At 56.9% G+C, this 19479-nt stretch carries 18 protein-coding genes; 17 read left to right on the top strand and 1 reads right to left on the bottom strand.

All coding sequences use genetic code 11. From position 1 onward, the window contains the following. Nucleotides 1-66 precede the first annotated feature (66 nt). Genes QZH36_RS06285 through nei form a run of 4 tightly spaced genes read left to right on the top strand, consistent with a single transcriptional unit; the run spans nucleotide 67 to nucleotide 3237 of the window. Nucleotides 67-795, top strand: a complete 729-nt coding sequence (locus QZH36_RS06285; protein WP_253454885.1) for a DUF969 domain-containing protein — start codon at nucleotides 67-69, stop codon at nucleotides 793-795. After that, on the top strand, nucleotides 792-1784 hold the full coding sequence (locus tag QZH36_RS06280; protein WP_301253179.1) for a DUF979 domain-containing protein: 993 nt from the start codon (nucleotides 792-794) through the stop codon (nucleotides 1782-1784). The genes QZH36_RS06285 and QZH36_RS06280 overlap by 4 nt, the downstream gene beginning before the upstream one ends. Before the next feature lie 7 nt (nucleotides 1785-1791). Beyond that, a complete protein-coding gene (pcp, locus tag QZH36_RS06275) occupies nucleotides 1792-2433 on the top strand; it encodes a pyroglutamyl-peptidase I (protein ID WP_253454884.1) in 642 nt (213 codons plus the stop codon). A 12-nt stretch (nucleotides 2434-2445) separates the two neighbouring features. Next, entirely contained in the window at nucleotides 2446-3237 is a 792-nt protein-coding gene (nei, locus tag QZH36_RS06270) for an endonuclease VIII (RefSeq protein ID WP_301729834.1), read from the top strand. A 42-nt stretch (nucleotides 3238-3279) separates the two neighbouring features. On the opposite strand, the gene QZH36_RS06265 is transcribed toward nei, so the two are convergent. Next, nucleotides 3280-4560, bottom strand: a complete 1281-nt coding sequence (locus QZH36_RS06265; RefSeq protein WP_253454882.1) for a citrate synthase — start codon at nucleotides 4558-4560, stop codon at nucleotides 3280-3282. A gap of 607 nt (nucleotides 4561-5167) precedes the next feature. On the opposite strand from QZH36_RS06265, the gene sdhC reads away from it, so the two are divergent. The 13 genes from sdhC (at nucleotide 5168) to tolQ (ending at nucleotide 19470) form a co-directional block, all read left to right on the top strand. Further along, on the top strand, nucleotides 5168-5557 hold the full coding sequence (gene sdhC / locus QZH36_RS06260; protein WP_253454881.1) for a succinate dehydrogenase cytochrome b556 subunit: 390 nt from the start codon (nucleotides 5168-5170) through the stop codon (nucleotides 5555-5557). After that, nucleotides 5551-5898, top strand: a complete 348-nt coding sequence (sdhD, locus tag QZH36_RS06255; protein WP_125288605.1) for a succinate dehydrogenase membrane anchor subunit — start codon at nucleotides 5551-5553, stop codon at nucleotides 5896-5898. Before sdhC ends, sdhD begins: the two co-directional genes overlap by 7 nt. A 3-nt stretch (nucleotides 5899-5901) precedes the next feature. After that, nucleotides 5902-7668 carry a succinate dehydrogenase flavoprotein subunit gene (gene sdhA, locus QZH36_RS06250; protein WP_253454880.1) on the top strand — a complete coding sequence of 589 codons (1767 nt, stop codon included), beginning with the start codon at nucleotides 5902-5904 and terminating at the stop codon, nucleotides 7666-7668. Between the two features lie 15 nt (nucleotides 7669-7683). Beyond that, nucleotides 7684-8400 carry a succinate dehydrogenase iron-sulfur subunit gene (locus QZH36_RS06245; protein WP_253454879.1) on the top strand — a complete coding sequence of 239 codons (717 nt, stop codon included), beginning with the start codon at nucleotides 7684-7686 and terminating at the stop codon, nucleotides 8398-8400. A 159-nt stretch (nucleotides 8401-8559) separates the two neighbouring features. Next, nucleotides 8560-11367, top strand: a complete 2808-nt coding sequence (gene sucA / locus QZH36_RS06240; RefSeq protein WP_253454878.1) for a 2-oxoglutarate dehydrogenase E1 component — start codon at nucleotides 8560-8562, stop codon at nucleotides 11365-11367. Nucleotides 11368-11381: 14 nt separating this feature from the next. After that, on the top strand, nucleotides 11382-12596 hold the full coding sequence (gene odhB, locus QZH36_RS06235; RefSeq protein WP_253454877.1) for a 2-oxoglutarate dehydrogenase complex dihydrolipoyllysine-residue succinyltransferase: 1215 nt from the start codon (nucleotides 11382-11384) through the stop codon (nucleotides 12594-12596). Nucleotides 12597-12702: 106 nt separating this feature from the next. Continuing rightward, entirely contained in the window at nucleotides 12703-13869 is a 1167-nt protein-coding gene (sucC, locus tag QZH36_RS06230; RefSeq protein ID WP_125288609.1) for an ADP-forming succinate--CoA ligase subunit beta, read from the top strand. Then, on the top strand, nucleotides 13869-14741 hold the full coding sequence (gene sucD / locus QZH36_RS06225; protein WP_125288610.1) for a succinate--CoA ligase subunit alpha: 873 nt from the start codon (nucleotides 13869-13871) through the stop codon (nucleotides 14739-14741). The genes sucC and sucD overlap by 1 nt, the downstream gene beginning before the upstream one ends. Nucleotides 14742-15302: 561 nt before the next feature. Beyond that, complete coding sequence (cydA, locus tag QZH36_RS06220) at nucleotides 15303-16862, top strand: cytochrome ubiquinol oxidase subunit I (protein ID WP_253454876.1); 1560 nt, start codon at nucleotides 15303-15305, stop codon at nucleotides 16860-16862. Nucleotides 16863-16864: 2 nt separating this feature from the next. Further along, a complete protein-coding gene (gene cydB / locus QZH36_RS06215) occupies nucleotides 16865-18004 on the top strand; it encodes a cytochrome d ubiquinol oxidase subunit II (protein WP_301729833.1) in 1140 nt (379 codons plus the stop codon). Nucleotides 18005-18019: 15 nt separating this feature from the next. Continuing rightward, nucleotides 18020-18115, top strand: coding sequence for a cytochrome bd-I oxidase subunit CydX (gene cydX / locus QZH36_RS06210; protein WP_253454874.1), 96 nt, complete (start codon nucleotides 18020-18022; stop codon nucleotides 18113-18115). Between the two features lie 276 nt (nucleotides 18116-18391). Continuing rightward, nucleotides 18392-18787 carry a tol-pal system-associated acyl-CoA thioesterase gene (gene ybgC, locus QZH36_RS06205; RefSeq protein WP_445235118.1) on the top strand — a complete coding sequence of 132 codons (396 nt, stop codon included), beginning with the start codon at nucleotides 18392-18394 and terminating at the stop codon, nucleotides 18785-18787. Nucleotides 18788-18792: 5 nt separating this feature from the next. Continuing rightward, nucleotides 18793-19470, top strand: coding sequence for a Tol-Pal system protein TolQ (gene tolQ / locus QZH36_RS06200; protein WP_253454872.1), 678 nt, complete (start codon nucleotides 18793-18795; stop codon nucleotides 19468-19470). Nucleotides 19471-19479 lie beyond the last annotated feature (9 nt).

Here is a 19479-nt window from a genome sequence, read left to right as displayed (position 1 = left end):
TGCCTGGCCGTCTCCCTTATTGCTCCTGCACGCAGCGGGAAGCTTCAGCCTTTATCAGGAGGATAAATGGATCCTGTCGTTAATCTCTGGCCGTTGGCCGGCATCGCTGCCATCGTGGTTGGTTTTCTACTGCGCTTTAACCCGGTGCTGGTGGTGCTGGTCGCCGGTTTAATCACCGGCCTCGCGGCAAAAATGCCGATCGGCGATATTCTGGAAAAACTGGGCTCTGGCTTTCTCAATACCCGCAACCTGCCGCTGATCCTGCTGTTGCCTTTAGTGGTGATAGGCCTGCTGGAGCGCCACGGGCTGAAAGAGCGCGCCCAGGCCTGGATTGCGCAGATCAAAAGCGCTACGGCGGGAAGATTGCTTATTGTCTACCTGCTGGTGCGTGAGCTGACGGCGGCGATGGGGCTGACCAGCCTGGGCGGCCATCCGCAAATGGTGCGTCCTCTGCTGGCGCCGATGGCGGAAGGCGCTACCGAAAATCGTTACGGCGAGCTGCCGCCGGAAGTGCGTCATCGCCTGCGCGCTATGGCGGCGGCGACCGATAACGTCGGGCTGTTTTTCGGCGAGGATATCTTTGTCGCTTTTGGCGCCATCATCTTTATGCATAATTTTATGCAGCAGTCGGCGGGCATCCAGACCGATCCGCTACAGATAGCGCTCTGGGGCATCCCGACCGCCGTTTGCGCTTTTCTGATCCACGCCTTTCGCCTGCGTCGCCTGGATAAAACCCTGGCGGCAGAGCTTGCCGCGCTGAATGCGCAGGCGCAGAAAGCCAAAGGAGGGCGCTGATGTTTCAGCAACAGTATCTTTACTGGCTGGCGGGTTTGATCCTGCTGGTGGTCGCCGTGATGTCCTGGCGAGACAAAGCTAATCCGCGTCGTCTGACTACCGGCCTGTTCTGGGCGCTCTACGGCCTGGTTTTTCTGGTCAGCGACGGGGCATCGGCATGGTTCGGCGCGCGTTCGCTCCATATTGCTATCGGCGTGGTGGTGGTGATTATGGCGCTGATTGCCGGTCTGGGCGGCGTAAAGCTGGGCTCCTACCATCAGCGCAGCCATCAGGAGCGCGAGGCGAGCGCCAAACGCCTGCGCAACCGGCTGTTTCTGCCTGCGCTGGCCATCCCGGTGGTTACGGTTGTCGGCGTGCTGCTGTTTAATAATTTGCCGGGCGCACGGGTGGCGCTGTTTGGGGAAGGCAATCAGGCCACGCTGGTCACGCTTTTCTCTATGATGGTTGGCTGCGTGGTGGGCTGGCTGATCGCGCTGAAAATGACGCATGAAGCGCCCGCGCAGTCCGTACAGGAAGCGCGCCGCCTGCTTGATGCTATCGGCTGGGCCTTTATTCTGCCGCAGATCCTCGCCACGCTGGGCCTGCTGTTTACTACCGCCGGGGTGGGCACGGCGATTGCGCATCTGACGGAAACTTACCTTGCCGTGGACAACCGTTTTATCGCCGTAGCGGCCTACGCTACAGGCATGGCGCTGCTGACCATGATTATGGGCAACGCCTTTGCGGCTTTCCCTATCGTCACCGCCGGTATCGGCATCCCGATCCTGGTCTTGCAGCACCACGGCAACCCGGCCGTGATGGCGGCGATCGGCATGTTCTCCGGCTATTGCGGCTCGCTGATGACGCCAATGGCCGCCAACTTCAATATCGTACCCGCCCGGCTGCTGGAGCTGCCCGATCGTAATGCGGTGATCAAGGCTCAGATACCGACCGGCGTGCTATTGTTAATAACCAATATTTTTCTTCTCTGGTTTCTGATGTTTCGGTGAGGCGGCAATGAAAACAGTATTAATGGCGGCGTTTGAGCCATTCGAGGGCGAGCTGGTCAACGCCTCCTGGGAAGCGGTCAGCCAGCTGCATGAAAGAATGATCTGCGGCGCGCACGTGGTGGCGAAACAGCTGCCTTGCGTATTTGGTGAATCGCTTCAGGTATTAAACGACGCGATGGATGAGCTGGAGCCGGAGCTGGTGATCGTGGTCGGCCAGGCGAACGGCCGGCCCAATATCACGGTCGAGCGCGTGGCAATTAATATTGACGACGCGCGTATTCCCGATAATGCGGGCAGACAGCCGATTGATGAACGCATCGTTGCGGACGGCCCGGCCGCTTATTTCGCCACGCTGCCGATTAAGGCGATCGTCGAAGGTATCCGCGAGGCGGATATCCCCGCGGCGGTATCCCAAACGGCCGGGACTTTCGTTTGCAATCATGTGCTTTACGGTTTGCTGCATCGCCAGGCGCAGCAGGGCGGTCGCGGTGGGTTTATCCACGTGCCGTATTTGCCGCAGCAGGCGGTGAGGCATCCGGGCGCGGCCAGTATGCCGCTCCAGACGGTAGTGCTGGCGCTGGAGATGGCGCTGAGCATCGCGCTGACCGTGGAAGAGGACAAAAAGCTGGAAGGCGGCGCCACACAATAACAAGGAGACACCATGCCGGAAGGGCTTGAGATCCGCCGCGCGGCGGACAAGCTGGAAAAAGCTATTAAGGGCAAGACGCTCACCGACGTCTGGTTTGCTTTTCCCCAACTGAAAACCTACGAATCCTCGCTGATTGGCGAAAGAGTAGAGGCGATCGAAACGCGCGGCAAAGCGATACTGACGCATTTCTCCAACGGATTGATCCTCTACAGCCATAACCAGCTTTACGGCGTCTGGCGCGTGATTAAAAGCGGCACCGAGCCGCAGAGCAATCGGATACTGCGCGTGAGGCTGGCGGCAGAAGATAAAACGCTGCTGCTGTATAGCGCCTCTGATATTGAACTGCTGACGCAGGACACGCTGGCGGCTCATCCTTTTTTGCTACGCGTCGGCCCGGACGTGTTGGATATGACGCTGACGGTGGAAGAGGTCAAGGCGCGCCTGCTGTCACCGCGCTTCCGGCGGCGCCAGTTCAGCGGCCTGCTGCTGGATCAGGCTTTCCTGGCGGGTTTAGGCAACTATCTGCGGGTAGAGATCCTCTGGCACGCCGGTCTGGCGCCGCAGCATAAGGCACAGGATTTAGACGAGGCGCAGCTGGACAAGCTGGCGGAAGCGCTGCTGGCCATCCCGCGGCTTTCTTACCAGACGCGTGGCGTGGCAAAAGAAAACAAGCATCATGGCGCGCTGTTCAGCTTTAAAGTTTTTCATCGGGCGGGCAAACCGTGCGAGCGCTGCGGTGGCATCATTGAGAAAACCTCGCTCTCTTCACGGCCTTTTTACTGGTGTCCGGGCTGTCAGACATAAAAAAAGCGCCGCATTGCGGCGCTTCTCATATCAACGTTAGCCTTATTTGGTCAACGAGTTAAAATCGCGCTGATCGTAGCCGGTGTAAAGCTGACGCGGACGGGCAATTTTAATGCCGTCGTCGTGCATCTCTTTCCAGTGGGCGATCCAGCCGACCGTACGCGCCATGGCGAAGATAACGGTAAACATAGAGGATGGGATACCCATCGCTTTCAGGATCAGGCCTGAATAGAAATCGACGTTCGGATAGAGTTTGCGCTCGATAAAGTACGGGTCGTTCAGCGCAATATGCTCCAGCTCCATGGCCACTTCCAGCAGATCGTCCTTCATGCCCAGCTCTTTCAGCACTTCGTGACAGGTTTCACGCATCACCGTGGCGCGCGGATCGTAGTTCTTATACACGCGATGGCCGAAGCCCATCAGGCGGAAAGAGTCGTTCTTGTCTTTCGCACGACGCAGGAATTCCGGGATATGCTCAACCGTTTTGATCTCTTCCAGCATACGCAGGCAGGCTTCGTTGGCGCCGCCGTGCGCCGGTCCCCACAGGGAAGCGATGCCCGCAGCGATACAGGCGAACGGGTTAGCGCCGGAAGAACCAGCTGTACGCACGGTAGAAGTGGAGGCGTTCTGCTCATGATCTGCGTGCAGGATCAGAATACGATCCATGGCGCGTTCCAGCACCGGGTTGACCACGTACTCTTCGCAAGGCGTAGAGAACATCATGTTCAGGAAGTTACCGGCATAGGAAAGGTCGTTGCGCGGATAGACGAACGGCTGGCCGATGGAATACTTGTAGCACATGGCGGCCACGGTCGGCATTTTCGACAGCAGACGGAAAGCGGCGATTTCGCGGTGACGCTCGATATTCACGTCCATCGCATCGTGATAGAAAGCCGCCAGCGCGCCGGTTACGCCGCACATGACCGCCATCGGATGGGAATCACGACGGAAGCCACGGAACAGATGGTGGATCTGCTCGTGGATCATGGTGTGGCGGGTAACGATAGTGCTGAACTCTTCAAACTGCTCTTTGGTTGGCGCTTCGCCATTCAGCAGGATATAGCACACTTCCAGGTAGTTAGAGTGCAGCGCCAGCTGGTCGATAGGGTATCCACGGTGCAGCAGAACGCCTTCGTCACCGTCGATATAGGTAATTTTGGATTCGCAAGAGGCGGTGGAGGTAAAGCCCGGGTCAAAAGTGAAATAACCTTTAGAACCGAGGCTACGGACATCGATCTCTTCCTGGCCTAGCGTGCCGCTCAGTACGTCGAGTTCGATAGCGTCTTCGCCGGGCAGGTTAAGCGTTGCTTTTTTATCAGCCATTTAAGTCTCCTTAGCGCCTTGTCGATGAATCTATGACATCTGAAACGCCGTTATGTCCACCGCTGCGGGTAAGCAGTATCAACTCTGTGGCATCTTATTACGTGCAGGGTACAGAGTGACGGCGCCTATGGGCCGGAAGGGCACAATCAGGCTTTGTTTAGCAGTTGTTAAAGATTCGGTATGGTCGTAACTTGTTAACCTGATGCTTAATAAGTTTAGCTCACCAATGTTACATAACTTGTGCTTAGGGGAAAGTGTATCCCCATAACTTTTGTGCATCATAGAACTTTTCGCGCTCAGTTTGTAACAAAAATGTTGAAGTTTTGTCAAATCAGATAATTAAATTTGTACAATTTGTGAAAAACGTGAGTGAGATCACTGTTCCATCTATTTTTCACCAAGATGTTTGTAGGGGAATTGTAATGAGATTGTGATCGACCTATACTGCCGCCAGGTCTCCGGAATACCCTGACACCAGGAGCCACCCAGCGTTTTAGCGCCACAATTAACACTGGATGTTGCTGTTTTGGTGCCGGTTCACAGTCCGAATGCTTATGTATTTGGCTGTCACCTTCAGGACCGGAGGAAGCAAAATAAGAAAGGCTCTGTGGGCAAAACCGTGAAAAAACAAAGACCTGTCAACCTGGATCTCTCAACGATCCGGTTTCCCGTTACCGCAATCGCGTCCATTCTCCACCGCGTGTCCGGCGTCATTACGTTTGTTGCCTTGGGCATACTGCTTTGGTTATTGGGCCTGTCGCTGTCGTCGCCCGAAGGCTTTTTGCAGGCGTCTGCCGTTATGCAAAGCTTCTTCGTTAAATTCATCATGTGGGGCATTCTCACCGCGCTGGCGTACCATACCGTCGGCGGGATACGTCATATGTTAATGGATTTTGGCTACCTGGCAGAGACGCAGGTGGTGGGAACGCGTTCGGCGCAAATCTGCTTTGGTATCACCGTCGTGCTTTCAATTCTGGCTGGAGTCCTCGTATGTTAAGCAACGCTTCCGCATTAGGACGCAACGGCGTTCACGACTGGCTGCTGGTGCGCGCCACATCTATTGTGATGACGCTCTACATCCTTTACATCCTCGGCTTTATCGTAATGACGGACACGCTGACTTACGACATCTGGCGCGGTTTTTTTGCCTCCTCCGTAACGAAAGTGTTCACGCTGCTGACGCTGTTCTCCATTCTGATGCATGGCTGGATAGGGATGTGGCAGGTGCTGACAGACTACATCAAACATCTGGCGACGCGTCTGCTGTTGCAGATGGCGATTGTGGTAGTGCTGTTTGTCTATGCGATTTATGGAACCGTCGTTGTGTGGGGTGTGTAAAAAATGAAGTTGCCAGTCAGAGAATTTGATGCCGTCGTAGTCGGCGCAGGTGGTGCAGGTATGCGTGCCGCACTGCAAATTTCCCAATCGGGCCAGACCTGTGCCCTGTTATCTAAAGTATTCCCGACCCGTTCCCACACCGTGTCCGCGCAGGGCGGTATTACCGTCGCGCTGGGCAACAGTCATGAAGACAACTGGGAATGGCATATGTACGACACGGTGAAAGGTTCCGACTATATCGGTGACCAGGACGCCATTGAATATATGTGCAAAACCGGCCCGGAAGCGATTCTGGAGCTGGAGCATATGGGCCTGCCGTTCTCCCGTCTGGACGATGGCCGTATCTATCAGCGTCCGTTCGGCGGCCAGTCGAAAAATTTCGGCGGCGAGCAGGCGGCACGTACCGCGGCAGCGGCTGACCGTACCGGCCACGCGCTGCTGCATACGCTCTATCAGCAGAACCTGAAAAACAAGACCACCATCTTCTCCGAGTGGTATGCGCTGGATCTGGTGAAAAACGCCGACGGCGCGGTGGTCGGCTGTACCGCACTGAATATCGAAGATGGCGAAGTCGTCTACTTTAAAGCGAAAGCCACCGTGCTGGCGACCGGCGGCGCAGGCCGTATCTATCAGTCCACCACCAACGCACACATCAATACCGGTGACGGCGTGGGCATGGCGCTGCGTGCCGGCGTGCCGGTGCAGGATATGGAAATGTGGCAGTTCCACCCGACCGGCATTGCTGGCGCGGGCGTGCTGGTGACGGAAGGCTGTCGCGGCGAAGGCGGCTACCTGCTGAACAAGCACGGCGAGCGCTTTATGGAACGCTACGCGCCTAACGCCAAAGATCTGGCCGGACGCGACGTGGTTGCCCGCTCGATGATGATCGAAATCCGCGAAGGCCGCGGCTGCGAAGGCCCGTGGGGCCCGCATATCAAGCTGAAGCTCGATCATCTGGGTAAAGATGTGCTGGAAGCGCGTCTGCCGGGTATCCTGGAGCTTTCCCGCACCTTTGCCCACGTCGATCCGGTCAAAGAGCCTATCCCGGTTATCCCGACCTGCCACTATATGATGGGCGGCATTCCGACCAAAGTGACCGGCCAGGCGATAACGCTGAACGAGCAGGGCGAAGACGTCGTGGTGCCGGGTCTGTTTGCCGTAGGCGAAATCGCCTGCGTATCCGTACACGGCTCTAACCGTCTCGGCGGCAACTCGCTGCTGGACCTGGTGGTATTTGGCCGCGCGGCTGGCCTGCATTTACAGCAGTCGATGCTGGAGCAGGGCGAGCTGCTGGACGCTACCGACGAAGAGATCGACGCCTCGCTGGCGCGCCTGAACCGCTGGAACAATAACGAAACCGGCGAAGATCCTGCCGAGCTGCGTAAAGCGCTGCAAACCTGCATGCAGAACAACTTCTCGGTATTCCGCGAAGGCGACGCGATGGCAAAAGGTCTGGAAGAGCTGAAAGTCCTGCGTGAGCGGCTGAAAAGCGCCCGTCTGGACGACCGTTCGCCTGACTTCAATACCCAGCGTATTGAGTGTCTGGAGCTGGATAACCTGATGGAAACGGCTTACGCCACCGCGGTTGCCGCCAACTACCGTACGGAAAGCCGTGGCGCGCACAGCCGCTTCGATTACCCGGAACGTGACGACGCAAACTGGCTGTGCCACAGCGTCTATCTGCCGCAGAGCGAAAGCATGACTCGCCGTGAGGTGAACATGGAGCCGAAACTGCGCGCGGCTTTCCCGCCGAAAGCCCGTACCTACTAGTTCGCGGAGCATATGATGAGAATCGAATTTTCAGTTTATCGTTATAACCCGGACGTCGATGACGCGCCGCGGATGCAGGACTATAGCCTGGAGTCGGAAGAAGGGCGCGATATGATGCTGCTGGATGCGCTAATCCGTCTGAAAGAGAAAGATCCGACGCTGGCTTTCCGTCGCTCCTGCCGCGAAGGCGTCTGCGGCTCCGACGGCATCAATATGAACGGTAAGAACGGCCTGGCCTGCATTACGCCGGTTTCCGCGCTCGGCGCGGGAAAACGTAAAATTGTGATCCGTCCCCTGCCTGGATTGCCGGTCATCCGCGATTTGGTAGTAGACATGGGCCAGTTCTACACTCAATATGAGAAAATTAAGCCTTACCTGTTGAATAATGGGCAAAATCCGCCGGCTCGCGAGCACCTGCAGCAGCCGGAACAGCGGGAAAAACTGGACGGCCTGTACGAGTGTATTCTTTGTGCGTGCTGTTCCACTTCCTGCCCGTCGTTCTGGTGGAACCCGGACAAGTTTATCGGGCCGGCGGGGCTGCTGGCGGCCTACCGTTTCCTGATCGACAGTCGCGATACGGAAACCGGTGCACGCCTGGATGACCTTAACGATGCGTTCAGCGTATTCCGCTGCCACAGCATTATGAACTGCGTCAGCGTTTGTCCGAAAGGGCTGAACCCGACGCGCGCCATCGGCCATATCAAGTCGATGCTGCTGGCGCGAAGCGCTTAAGCGCAGACCGTCCGGGAGCCTGGCTCCCGGTCGTTTTATCAGGCCGGGTTTTGCTTAAGCGGAACACGGCCGAGGGCAAGCCGCTGACGCGGCGCGGGGCTTAGCTGTTCCGTTACATAATCACGGCAACAAAAAAGCGTAATGCTTTAAGGGATCACAATGCAGAACAGCGCGATGAAACCCTGGCTGGACTCCTCCTGGCTGGCCGGCGCGAATCAGACCTATATAGAGCAGCTCTATGAGGACTATCTGACCGATCCTGACTCTGTCGATGCGGCCTGGAAAACGCTGTTTCAGCAGCTTCCGGGTCACGGAGTCAGGCCAGAGCAATTCCACTCCACCACTCGCGAATATTTCAAGCGTCTGGCGAAAGATGCCTCTCGCTATACCTCTTCCGTCAGCGATCCCGACACCAACGCCAAGCAGGTGAAGGTGCTCCAGCTGATTAACGCCTTCCGCTTCCGTGGCCATCAGCAGGCCAATCTCGATCCGCTGGGCCTGTGGAAACAGGAGCCGGTGCCGGATCTGGATCCCGCGTTTCACGATCTGACCGAGGCCGATTTCCAGGAAACCTTTAACGTAGGTTCCTTCGCCTTCGGCAAAGATACGATGAAGCTGGCCGATCTGTTCAGCCTGCTGCAGCAAACCTACTGCGGCTCGATCGGCGCGGAATATATGCATATCACCAACACCGAAGAGAAACGCTGGATCCAGCAGCGCATTGAATCGGTGGCGGGCCAGGCCTCTTTCTCTACGGATGAGAAAAAAGGCTTTCTGAAACAGCTGACCGCTGCGGAAGGGCTGGAGCGCTATCTGGGCGCGAAATTCCCCGGCGCGAAACGCTTCTCGCTGGAAGGCGGCGATGCGCTGGTGCCGATGCTGAACGAGATGATCCGTCACGCGGGCAAAAGCGGCACGCGCGAAGTGGTGCTGGGTATGGCGCACCGTGGTCGTCTGAACGTGCTGATCAACGTGCTGGGCAAAAAGCCGCAGGACCTGTTCGACGAGTTCTCCGGCAAGCATAAAGAGCATCTCGGCACCGGCGACGTGAAATACCATATGGGCTTCTCGTCCGACGTGGAAACCGAAGGCGGCATGGTGCATCTGGCGCTGGCGTTTAACCCGTCGCACCTGGAAATCGTCAGCCCGGTAGTCATGGGATCGGTTCGCGCCCGTCTGGATCGTCTGGACGAGCCGCGCAGCAGCAAAGTGCTGCCGATCACCATCCACGGCGACGCGGCCGTTACCGGCCAGGGCGTGGTGCAGGAAACCCTGAACATGTCGCAGGCACGCGGCTATGAAGTTGGCGGCACCGTGCGCATCGTGATCAACAACCAGATTGGTTTCACCACGTCTAATCCGCAGGATGCGCGCTCCACGCAGTACTGTACCGACATCGGTAAAATGGTGCTGGCGCCGATCTTCCACGTCAACGCTGACGATCCGGAAGCGGTGGCGTTTGTTACCCGCCTGGCGCTTGATTTCCGTAACACCTTCAAGCGCGACGTCTTTATCGATCTGGTTTGCTACCGCCGCCACGGCCACAACGAAGCCGACGAGCCAAGCGCAACGCAGCCGGTGATGTACCAGAAAATCAAAAAGCATCCGACGCCGCGTAAGCTTTACGCCGACCGTCTGGAAGCGGAACAGGTCGCCAGCCTGGAAGACGCGACGGAGATGGTCAATCTCTATCGCGACGCGCTGGATGCCGGTGAATGCGTGGTGCCGGAATGGCGTCCGATGAGCCTGCACTCCTTTACCTGGTCGCCTTACCTGAACCACGAGTGGGACGAAAGCTATCCGGCGACGCTGGATCTGAAACGCCTGCAGGCGCTGGCCAAACGCATCAGCACCGTGCCGGAAGCGATTGAAATGCAGTCGCGCGTGGCCAAGATCTACAACGACCGCGCCGCGATGGCCGCAGGCGAGAAGCCATTTGACTGGGGCGCAGCGGAAAACCTGGCCTACGCCACGCTGGTAGACGAAGGCATTCCGTGCCGTCTGTCCGGCGAAGATATGGGCCGCGGCACCTTCTTCCATCGTCACGCGGTGATCCATAACCAGGCCAACGGCTCTACCTATACGCCGTTACAGCATATCCATAACGGTCAGGGCACGTTCCGCGTCTGGGATTCCGTGCTCTCTGAAGAAGCGGTGCTGGCGTTTGAATATGGTTACGCCACGGCGGAACCGCGCACGCTGACTATCTGGGAAGCGCAGTTCGGCGACTTCGCCAACGGCGCGCAGGTGGTTATCGACCAGTTCATCAGCTCCGGCGAGCAGAAATGGGGCCGCATGTGCGGTCTGGTGATGCTGCTGCCGCACGGCTATGAAGGGCAGGGGCCGGAGCACTCCTCCGCGCGTCTGGAACGCTATCTGCAACTCTGCGCCGAGCAGAACATGCAGGTTTGCGTGCCTTCCACGCCGGCGCAGGTTTACCACATGCTGCGTCGTCAGGCGCTGCGCGGGATGCGTCGTCCGCTGGTGGTGATGTCGCCGAAATCGCTGCTGCGTCATCCGCTGGCGGTCTCTTCGCTGGAAGAGCTGGCTAACGGCAGCTTCCAGCCGGCGATTGGCGAAGTCGACGATCTCGATCCAAAAGGCGTTAAGCGCGTGGTGCTCTGCTCCGGCAAAGTCTATTACGATCTGCTGGAAAAGCGGCGTAAAAACGAGCAGACCGACGTGGCTATCGTCCGCATTGAACAGCTCTATCCGTTCCCGCACAAAGCGGTGCAGGAAAAACTCCAGCAGTACGCGCACGTGCATGATTTTGTCTGGTGTCAGGAAGAGCCGCTGAATCAGGGTGCCTGGTACTGTAGCCAGCATCATTTCCGTGAGGTAGTGCCGTTTGGTGCTTCATTACGTTACGCCGGTCGTCCCGCTTCGGCCTCGCCGGCAGTTGGCTATATGTCCGTTCACCAGCAGCAGCAGCAAGATCTGGTTAATGACGCGCTGAACGTTAATTAATTAAAGGAAAAATAATGAGTAGCGTAGATATTCTCGTTCCCGACCTGCCTGAATCCGTCGCCGACGCCACCGTAGCGACCTGGCACAAAAAACCTGGCGACGCGGTCAGCCGTGACGAAGTGCTGGTAGAAATCGAAACCGACAAAGTGGTGCTGGAAGTGCCTGCTTCCGCCGACGGCGTGCTGGAAGCGATTCTGGAAGACGAAGGTGCCACCGTAACTTCTCGTCAGGCGCTGGGTCGCCTGAAAGAAGGCAACAGCGGCGGCAAAGAAAGCTCCGCCAAAACGGAAGAGAAAGAGTCTACTCCGGCGCAGCGCCAGAGCGCCTCGCTGGAAGAAGAGAGCAACGACGCGCTCAGCCCGGCTATCCGTCGCCTGATTGCCGAACACGGTCTGGAGCCGTCGGCGATCAAAGGCACCGGCGTGGGCGGACGTCTGACCCGTGAAGACGTAGAGAAACACCTGGCGAAAGCGCCAGCTGCCAAAGCCGCCGAGCCGAAAGCGGCTGAAGCCGCGCCTTCGCTGGCTGGCCGCAGCGAAAAACGCGTGCCGATGACTCGTCTGCGTAAGCGTATCGCCGAGCGTCTGCTGGAAGCGAAAAACAGCACCGCGATGCTGACCACGTTTAACGAAGTCAACATGCAGCCGATCATGAACCTGCGCAAGCAGTACGGCGAAGCCTTCGAAAAACGTCACGGCATCCGTCTGGGCTTTATGTCCTTCTACCTGAAAGCGGTAGTGGAAGCCCTGAAGCGCTTCCCGGAAGTTAACGCCTCTATCGACGGCGAAGATGTGGTTTACCACAACTACTTCGACGTCAGCATCGCGGTATCCACGCCGCGCGGCCTGGTTACGCCGGTGCTGAAAGATATCGATGCGCTGGGCATGGCGGATATCGAGAAAAAAATCAAAGAGCTGGCGATCAAAGGCCGTGACGGCAAGCTGACCGTAGACGAACTGACCGGCGGTAACTTCACCATTACCAACGGCGGCGTCTTCGGCTCGCTGATGTCCACGCCGATCATCAACCCACCGCAGAGTGCCATTCTGGGGATGCACGCGATCAAAGATCGTCCGATGGCGGTCAATGGTCAGGTGGTGATCCTGCCAATGATGTATCTGGCGCTCTCTTACGATCATCGCCTGATCGACGGCAAAGAGTCCGTGAGCTTCCTGGTCGCGATCAAAGAGCTGCTGGAAGATCCGTCTCGTCTGCTGCTGGACGTTTAATTCCTGTCGGGCGCGGTGAAAGCCGCGCTCAACCCTATGTGTGGCCAAAGCGCTGGCATACTGCCGGATTTGGCCAAGTCTTTTCCGAACTGGATGGATTAACAACATGAACTTACATGAATATCAGGCAAAACAGCTGTTTGGCCGGTATGGTTTACCGGCACCTGTCGGCTATGCCTGCACCACTCCACGCGAAGCAGAAGAAGCCGCTTCTAAAATTGGCGCTGGCCCGTGGGTCGTGAAATGTCAGGTTCATGCCGGAGGCCGTGGTAAAGCGGGCGGCGTGAAGGTAGTAAAAAGCAAAGAAGAGATCCGCGCATTTGCCGAGCACTGGCTGGGCAAGCGTCTGACCACTTACCAGACCGACGCTAACGGTCAGCCGGTCAACCAGATCCTGGTGGAAGCGGCAACCGACATCGATCAGGAACTTTACCTGGGCGCGGTCGTGGATCGCGGCACCCGTCGCGTAGTCTTTATGGCCTCGACCGAAGGCGGCGTGGAAATTGAAAAAGTGGCGGAAGAGACGCCGCATCTGATCCACAAAATGGCGCTGGATCCGTTAACCGGCCCGCAGCCTTATCAGGGCCGCGAGCTGGCGTTCAAACTGGGCCTGACCGGCAAACAGGTTGGCCAGTTCACTAAAATCTTTATGGGTCTGGCGACCATGTTCCTGGAGCGCGATCTGGCGCTGGTCGAAATCAACCCGCTGGTGATCACTAAGCAGGGCGATCTGATCTGCCTGGACGGCAAGCTGGGCGCAGACGGCAACGCGCTGTTCCGCCAGCCGGAGCTGCGTGAAATGCGCGATCCAAGCCAGGAAGACTCCCGCGAAGCGCACGCTGCGCAGTGGGAACTGAACTACGTGGCGCTGGAAGGCAATATCGGCTGTATGGTTAACGGCGCAGGCCTGGCGATGGGCACCATGGACATCGTGAAGCTGAGCGGCGGCCAGCCGGCTAACTTCCTGGACGTTGGCGGCGGCGCCACCAAAGAGCGCGTGACCGAAGCGTTCAAAATCATCCTTTCTGACGACGCGGTGAAGGCCGTCTTCGTCAACATCTTCGGCGGCATCGTCCGCTGCGACCTGATTGCTGACGGCATCATCGGCGCGGTAGCGGAAGTGGGCGTTAACGTGCCGGTCGTGGTGCGTCTGGAAGGAAACAATGCCGAGCTGGGCGCGCAGAAACTGGCGGACAGCGGCCTGAATATTATTGCAGCAACCAGCCTGAGCGACGCGGCGCAGCGCGTTGTTGCCGCAGCGGAGGGTAAATAATGTCCATTCTGATCGATAAAAACACCAAGGTAATCTGCCAGGGCTTCACCGGCGGACAGGGCACTTTCCACTCCGAGCAGGCGCTGGCTTACGGCACCCAGCTGGTTGGCGGCGTAACGCCAGGCAAAGGCGGCACCGAACATCTGGGCCTGCCGGTTTTTAATACCGTGCGTGAAGCGGTAGAAGCCACTGGCGCCACCGCCTCCGTAATTTACGTTCCGGCGCCGTTCTGCAAAGACGGCATCCTGGAAGCGATCGACGCGGGCATCAAACTGATTATCACCATCACCGAAGGTATCCCGACGCTGGATATGCTGACCGTGAAGGTGAAGCTGGATGAAGCGGGCGTGCGTATGATTGGCCCGAACTGCCCTGGCGTTATCACCCCAGGCGAATGCAAAATCGGCATCATGCCGGGCCACATTCATAAGCCAGGCCGTATCGGCATCGTGTCCCGTTCCGGCACGCTGACCTATGAAGCCGTGAAGCAGACTACCGATATCGGTTACGGCCAGTCCACCTGCGTGGGCATCGGCGGCGACCCGATCCCTGGCTCTAACTTTATCGATATCCTGAAACTGTTCCAGGACGATCCGCAGACTGAAGCGATCGTCATGATCGGCGAGATCGGCGGCAGTGCGGAAGAAGAAGCCGCCGCCTTTATCAAAGAGCACGTGACCAAGCCGGTTGTCGGCTATATCGCAGGCGTTACCGCGCCGAAAGGCAAGCGTATGGGCCACGCGGGCGCGATTATCGCAGGCGGTAAAGGCACGGCGGACGAGAAGTTCGCGGCGCTGGAAGCGGCCGGCGTGAAAACCGTGCGCAGCCTGGCCGATATCGGCGATGCGGTGAAAGCGGTTCTGCCGCAGTAAGCCGGATCCGTCTTCTCATCAGGGCTGCCTCAGGGCAGCCTTTTTTATTTTTGCATTCATGCCGGAATATTGGTTAAGCTTTCTTATTAATAAGCTAATATAATGCAAAGCTTCCTGTAAAATAACGCGATAAAATTAACCCCTCCGGTTAATATTACAAAATTGTTTTCTGTATTGAATATTAATTAAATTAAATCATCCTCTTTGTTAAAGTAATCCCTTTCATATTTACTTTATCGCAATTAATTAATCGCGATCAAAGAAACGCAAGTTATTTACGCTTCGGAGGCTGGCTAAAAATCAGCTTTGGGATTAAATTGCTCTGCGTCAAAAAATCAGCTTTACGCTTTTAATTATAAAAAGGGACTTCCTGTGTCGATCGCAAATTTTCCCGATCGCTATCCTGCAAAAACAGCAACGGCGCGGGCCCGCTGATTTTTTCTCATTAACATTATTCACTTACCTACAGGGTTACGTCACCCCGATGAGGAGCGATCCTGTTGGGCCATACGCTGGCCGCCCGGCGCATGGACAAAACTGAGCACGGAGCAAGGAGTCAACATGTTAGATGTGGTCGAACTGTCGCGTTTACAGTTTGCGCTAACGGCGATGTACCATTTTCTGTTTGTCCCTTTAACGCTGGGAATGGCGTTTTTGCTGGCAATAATGGAAACGGTTTATGTGCTGTCAGGCAAACAAATCTATAAAGATATGACGAAATTCTGGGGGAAACTCTTCGGTATTAACTTTGCGCTTGGCGTGGCCACCGGCCTGACGATGGAATTCCAGTTTGGCACCAACTGGTCTTATTATTCCCATTACGTCGGCGATATATTCGGGGCGCCGCTGGCTATTGAAGGCCTGATGGCTTTTTTCCTTGAATCCACCTTTGTCGGCATGTTCTTTTTCGGCTGGGATCGGCTGAGTAAAGTGCAGCACCTGACGTGCACCTGGCTGCTGGCGTTAGGCTCTAACCTGTCGGCGCTGTGGATCCTGGTGGCGAACGGCTGGATGCAGAATCCCGTCGGCTCAGAATTCAATTTTGAAACCATGCGCATGGAGATGGTTAGCTTTTCCGAACTGATCCTCAATCCGGTGGCGCAGGTCAAATTTGTGCATACCGTTGCGGCAGGCTACACCTGCGGCGCCATGTTCATTATGGGCATCAGCGCCTTCTATCTGCTGCGCGGTCGCGATATCGCTTTTGCTAAGCGCTCTTTCGCTATTGCCGCCAGCTTCGGCATGGCAGCCGTTCTGGCCGTGATCCTGCTGGGCGACGAGTCGGGCTATGTGGTCGGCGACGTGCAGAAAACCAAGCTTGCCGCTATCGAAGCGGAATGGGAAACGCAGCCCGCGCCGGCGGCCTTTACGCTGTTCGGCCTGCCCGATCAGCAGGCGCAGCAAAACCGCTACGCCATTCAGATCCCCTGGGCGCTGGGCCTGATCGCTACCCGCTCTGTGGATCAACAGGTTACCGGCATCAAAGATCTGATGGCGCAGCATGAGATCCGCATCCGCAACGGGATGCGCGCTTACCAGCTGCTGGAACAGCTACGGGAAGGCAACAGCGATCCGGCAGTGCGCGCCGCCTTTAACCAGGCGAAGCAGGATTTGGGTTACGGGCTGCTGCTGAAACGCTATACGCCGAACGTAGCCGACGCCAGCGAGGCGCAGATCCGTCAGGCCACGCAGGATTCCATCCCACGCGTCGCGCCGCTCTATTTCGCTTTCCGCATCATGGTGGCGTGCGGCGTGCTGATGCTGCTGGTTACCCTCTGCTGTTTCTGGAGCGTCATCTGTAACCGCATTGGTCAAAGCCGCTTCCTGCTGAAATGCGCGCTGTACGGCATCCCGCTGCCGTGGATTGCTGCGGAAGCCGGCTGGTTTGTTGCCGAATATGGCCGCCAGCCGTGGGCGATTGGCGAAGTGCTGCCGACGGCCGTTGCCAACTCATCGCTGACCACGGGTCAAATCCTGTTTTCGCTGCTGCTTATCTGCGGGCTTTACACGCTGTTTTTGCTTGCCGAGATGTACCTGATGTTTAAGTTCGGCAGGCGCGGGCCAAGCAGCCTGAAAACAGGGCGTTATCACTTTGAACAGGCCACCGGAACAGGAGTTTAACCATGATCACCTATGAACTGTTGCGTTTCGTCTGGTGGGTACTGATTGGCGTGCTGCTGATCGGCTTCGCGGTTACCGACGGGTTTGATATGGGCGTTGGGATGCTTGGCCGTCTGATTGGCCGCAACGACGTTGAGCGCCGTATTATGATCAACACCATCGCGCCGCACTGGGACGGCAATCAGGTATGGCTTATCACCGCAGGCGGCGCGCTGTTTGCCGCCTGGCCGATGGTCTACGCCGCCGCCTTTTCCGGCTTTTATGTGGCGATGATGCTGGTGCTGGCCTCGCTGTTTTTCCGGCCGGTAGGATTCGACTACCGCTCCAAAATAGAAAATCCGCGCTGGCGCGGCATGTGGGACTGGGGCATTTTTATCGGCAGCTTTGTGCCGCCGCTGGTTATTGGCGTGGCGTTTGGCAATCTGTTACAGGGCGTGCCTTTCTATGCCGATGAATATCTGCGTCTGTTCTACACCGGCAGCTTCTTCCAGCTGCTGAACCCGTTTGCGCTGCTGGCAGGCGTGGTCAGCGTCACCATGATCCTGACTCAGGGCGCCACTTACCTGCAAATGCGCACCACGGGTGAGCTGCATCTCAGATCCAAAACGATCGCGCAGATCGCCACGCTGGTGATGATGGCGGGCTTCGTGCTGGCCGGTATTTGGGTGAAGTACGGCATTGAAGGCTATCAGCTGGTGTCCACGCTGGATCACAATGCGGCTTCCAATCCGCTGGCGAAAGAAGTGACCCGCGTAGCGGGCGGCTGGCTGGTAAACTTTACCCATCAGCCGCTGCTGTGGATTATCCCGGCGCTGGGCGTGCTGCTGCCGCTGTTTACCGTTATCTGTTCACGGATGAATAAAGGCGGCTGGGCGTTTCTTTGCTCTTCGCTGACGGTAGCCTGCGTGATCCTGACGGCGGGCGTGGCGATGTTCCCGTTTGTGATGCCTTCCAGCAGCATGATGAACCATAGCCTGACCATGTGGGACGCCACTTCCAGCCTGCTGACGCTGAAAATCATGACCGTTACGGCCGCGATCTTTGTGCCGCTTATTCTGATTTACACCAGCTGGTGCTACTACAAAATGTTTGGCCGCATCACGCGCGCGCAGATAGAAGCCAACACGCATTCCCTTTACTGATTAAGGAGCAGAACGATGTGGTATTTTGCCTGGATCCTCGGCACGCTGCTGGCCTGCGCCATCGGGGTGATTACCGCGCTGGCTATCGAACATCTCGATAAGCGCGCATAAAAGAATTTTACTGCCTGCCGTAATAAAAGCGGGATAATAACGGATCGGTTCGCCGGTCCGTTTTTCCTGCTCGTCGCCGCTGCTCTCCACCGTTAACCCGGCTTTTTTCAGCCCTGGGTTATGTCAGTAAACGTTTAAGATTTCTCCCTAAATCCACATAATTGTTTCCGGAAGATAATTATTTTGTTTAGCCTCTGGCAATCCATTCCAAAGGCGTATGCTCTTGCGTATAGTAGCAACGTTTAAAAAGTTATACCGGGATGTAGAGTGAGTACAATGCTTTTTCGATGGCCGGTGCGTGTCTACTATGAAGACACCGACGCCGGTGGCGTGGTTTACCATGCCAGCTATGTCGCTTTTTATGAACGGGCACGAACCGAGATGCTGCGCCAGCACCATTTCAGTCAACAGACGCTGCTGGAACAGCAGGTCGGTTTTGTCGTGCGTCGTCTCACGGTTGATTACCTGTCCGCCGCGCGTCTTGATGAACTTCTTGAGGTGCAGAGCGAGGTCGTCAACATGACCAGAACGACCATGACATTCGCACAACGTATTGTTAATGCAGAAGGCCGGACGCTGAATGAAGCCGAAGTCCTGATCGCCTGCATCAATCCACATCTGATGAAGCCCATTGCGCTTCCCAAGTCTATTGTCGCGGAGTTCAAGCAGTGACTGACATGAACGTTCTTGATTTGTTCCTGAAGGCGAGCCTTCTGGTCAAACTTATCATGTTGATTTTGATTGGCTTTTCTGTTGCCTCTTGGGCAATCATTATTCAGCGCACCCGTATTCTGAATGCGGCGGGCCGTGAAGCCGACGCGTTTGAAGACAAATTCTGGTCGGGCATTGAGCTGTCGCGCCTGTATCAGGAAAGCCAGGCGCGCCGTGATGAGCTGGCCGGATCTGAACAAATTTTCTATGCCGGCTTTAAAGAGTTCGCCCGGTTGCATCGTGCCAACAACCACGCGCCGGAAGCGGTGGTGGAAGGCGCAACGCGCGCCATGCGCATCTCGCTGAACCGTGAGCTGGAAGCGCTGGAAAACCATATTCCTTTCCTGGGCACGGTTGGCTCGATCAGTCCTTACATCGGCCTGTTCGGTACGGTCTGGGGCATCATGCACGCCTTTATCGCGCTGGGCGCGGTAAAACAGGCCACGCTGCAGATGGTGGCGCCGGGGATTGCCGAAGCGCTGATCGCGACCGCTATCGGTCTGTTTGCCGCTATTCCGGCAGTTATGGCGTATAACCGCCTCAACCAGCGCGTGAACAAGCTGGAGCAGAATTACGATAACTTTATGGAAGAGTTCACCGCTATTCTGCACCGTCAGGCTTTCTCCAGCGAGAACAGCAGGTAGGAGTGACCT

Source organism: Erwinia wuhanensis (genome assembly GCF_030484085.1).
Taxonomy (GTDB): Bacteria; Pseudomonadota; Gammaproteobacteria; order Enterobacterales; family Enterobacteriaceae; genus Erwinia; species Erwinia aeris.
The sequence above is the reverse complement of the archived record's forward strand: the minus strand, read 5'-3'. Positions and strand labels throughout refer to the sequence as shown.

Bases quoted from the DNA above. Each gene is read 5' to 3' on its own strand.
- QZH36_RS06285 (WP_253454885.1), top strand. From the start codon at position 67: ATGGATCCTGTCGTTAATCTCTGGCCGTTGGCCGGCATCGCTGCCATC.
- pcp (WP_253454884.1), top strand. From the start codon at position 1,792: ATGAAAACAGTATTAATGGCGGCGTTTGAGCCATTCGAGGGCGAGCTG.
- nei (WP_301729834.1), top strand. From the start codon at position 2,446: ATGCCGGAAGGGCTTGAGATCCGCCGCGCGGCGGACAAGCTGGAAAAA.
- QZH36_RS06265 (WP_253454882.1), bottom strand. From the start codon at position 4,560: ATGGCTGATAAAAAAGCAACGCTTAACCTGCCCGGCGAAGACGCTATC.
- sdhD (WP_125288605.1), top strand. From the start codon at position 5,551: ATGTTAAGCAACGCTTCCGCATTAGGACGCAACGGCGTTCACGACTGG.
- sdhA (WP_253454880.1), top strand. From the start codon at position 5,902: ATGAAGTTGCCAGTCAGAGAATTTGATGCCGTCGTAGTCGGCGCAGGT.
- QZH36_RS06245 (WP_253454879.1), top strand. From the start codon at position 7,684: ATGAGAATCGAATTTTCAGTTTATCGTTATAACCCGGACGTCGATGAC.
- sucA (WP_253454878.1), top strand. From the start codon at position 8,560: ATGCAGAACAGCGCGATGAAACCCTGGCTGGACTCCTCCTGGCTGGCC.
- odhB (WP_253454877.1), top strand. From the start codon at position 11,382: ATGAGTAGCGTAGATATTCTCGTTCCCGACCTGCCTGAATCCGTCGCC.
- sucC (WP_125288609.1), top strand. From the start codon at position 12,703: ATGAACTTACATGAATATCAGGCAAAACAGCTGTTTGGCCGGTATGGT.
- sucD (WP_125288610.1), top strand. From the start codon at position 13,869: ATGTCCATTCTGATCGATAAAAACACCAAGGTAATCTGCCAGGGCTTC.
- cydA (WP_253454876.1), top strand. From the start codon at position 15,303: ATGTTAGATGTGGTCGAACTGTCGCGTTTACAGTTTGCGCTAACGGCG.
- cydB (WP_301729833.1), top strand. From the start codon at position 16,865: ATGATCACCTATGAACTGTTGCGTTTCGTCTGGTGGGTACTGATTGGC.
- cydX (WP_253454874.1), top strand. From the start codon at position 18,020: ATGTGGTATTTTGCCTGGATCCTCGGCACGCTGCTGGCCTGCGCCATC.
- ybgC (WP_445235118.1), top strand. From the start codon at position 18,392: ATGCTTTTTCGATGGCCGGTGCGTGTCTACTATGAAGACACCGACGCC.
- tolQ (WP_253454872.1), top strand. From the start codon at position 18,793: ATGAACGTTCTTGATTTGTTCCTGAAGGCGAGCCTTCTGGTCAAACTT.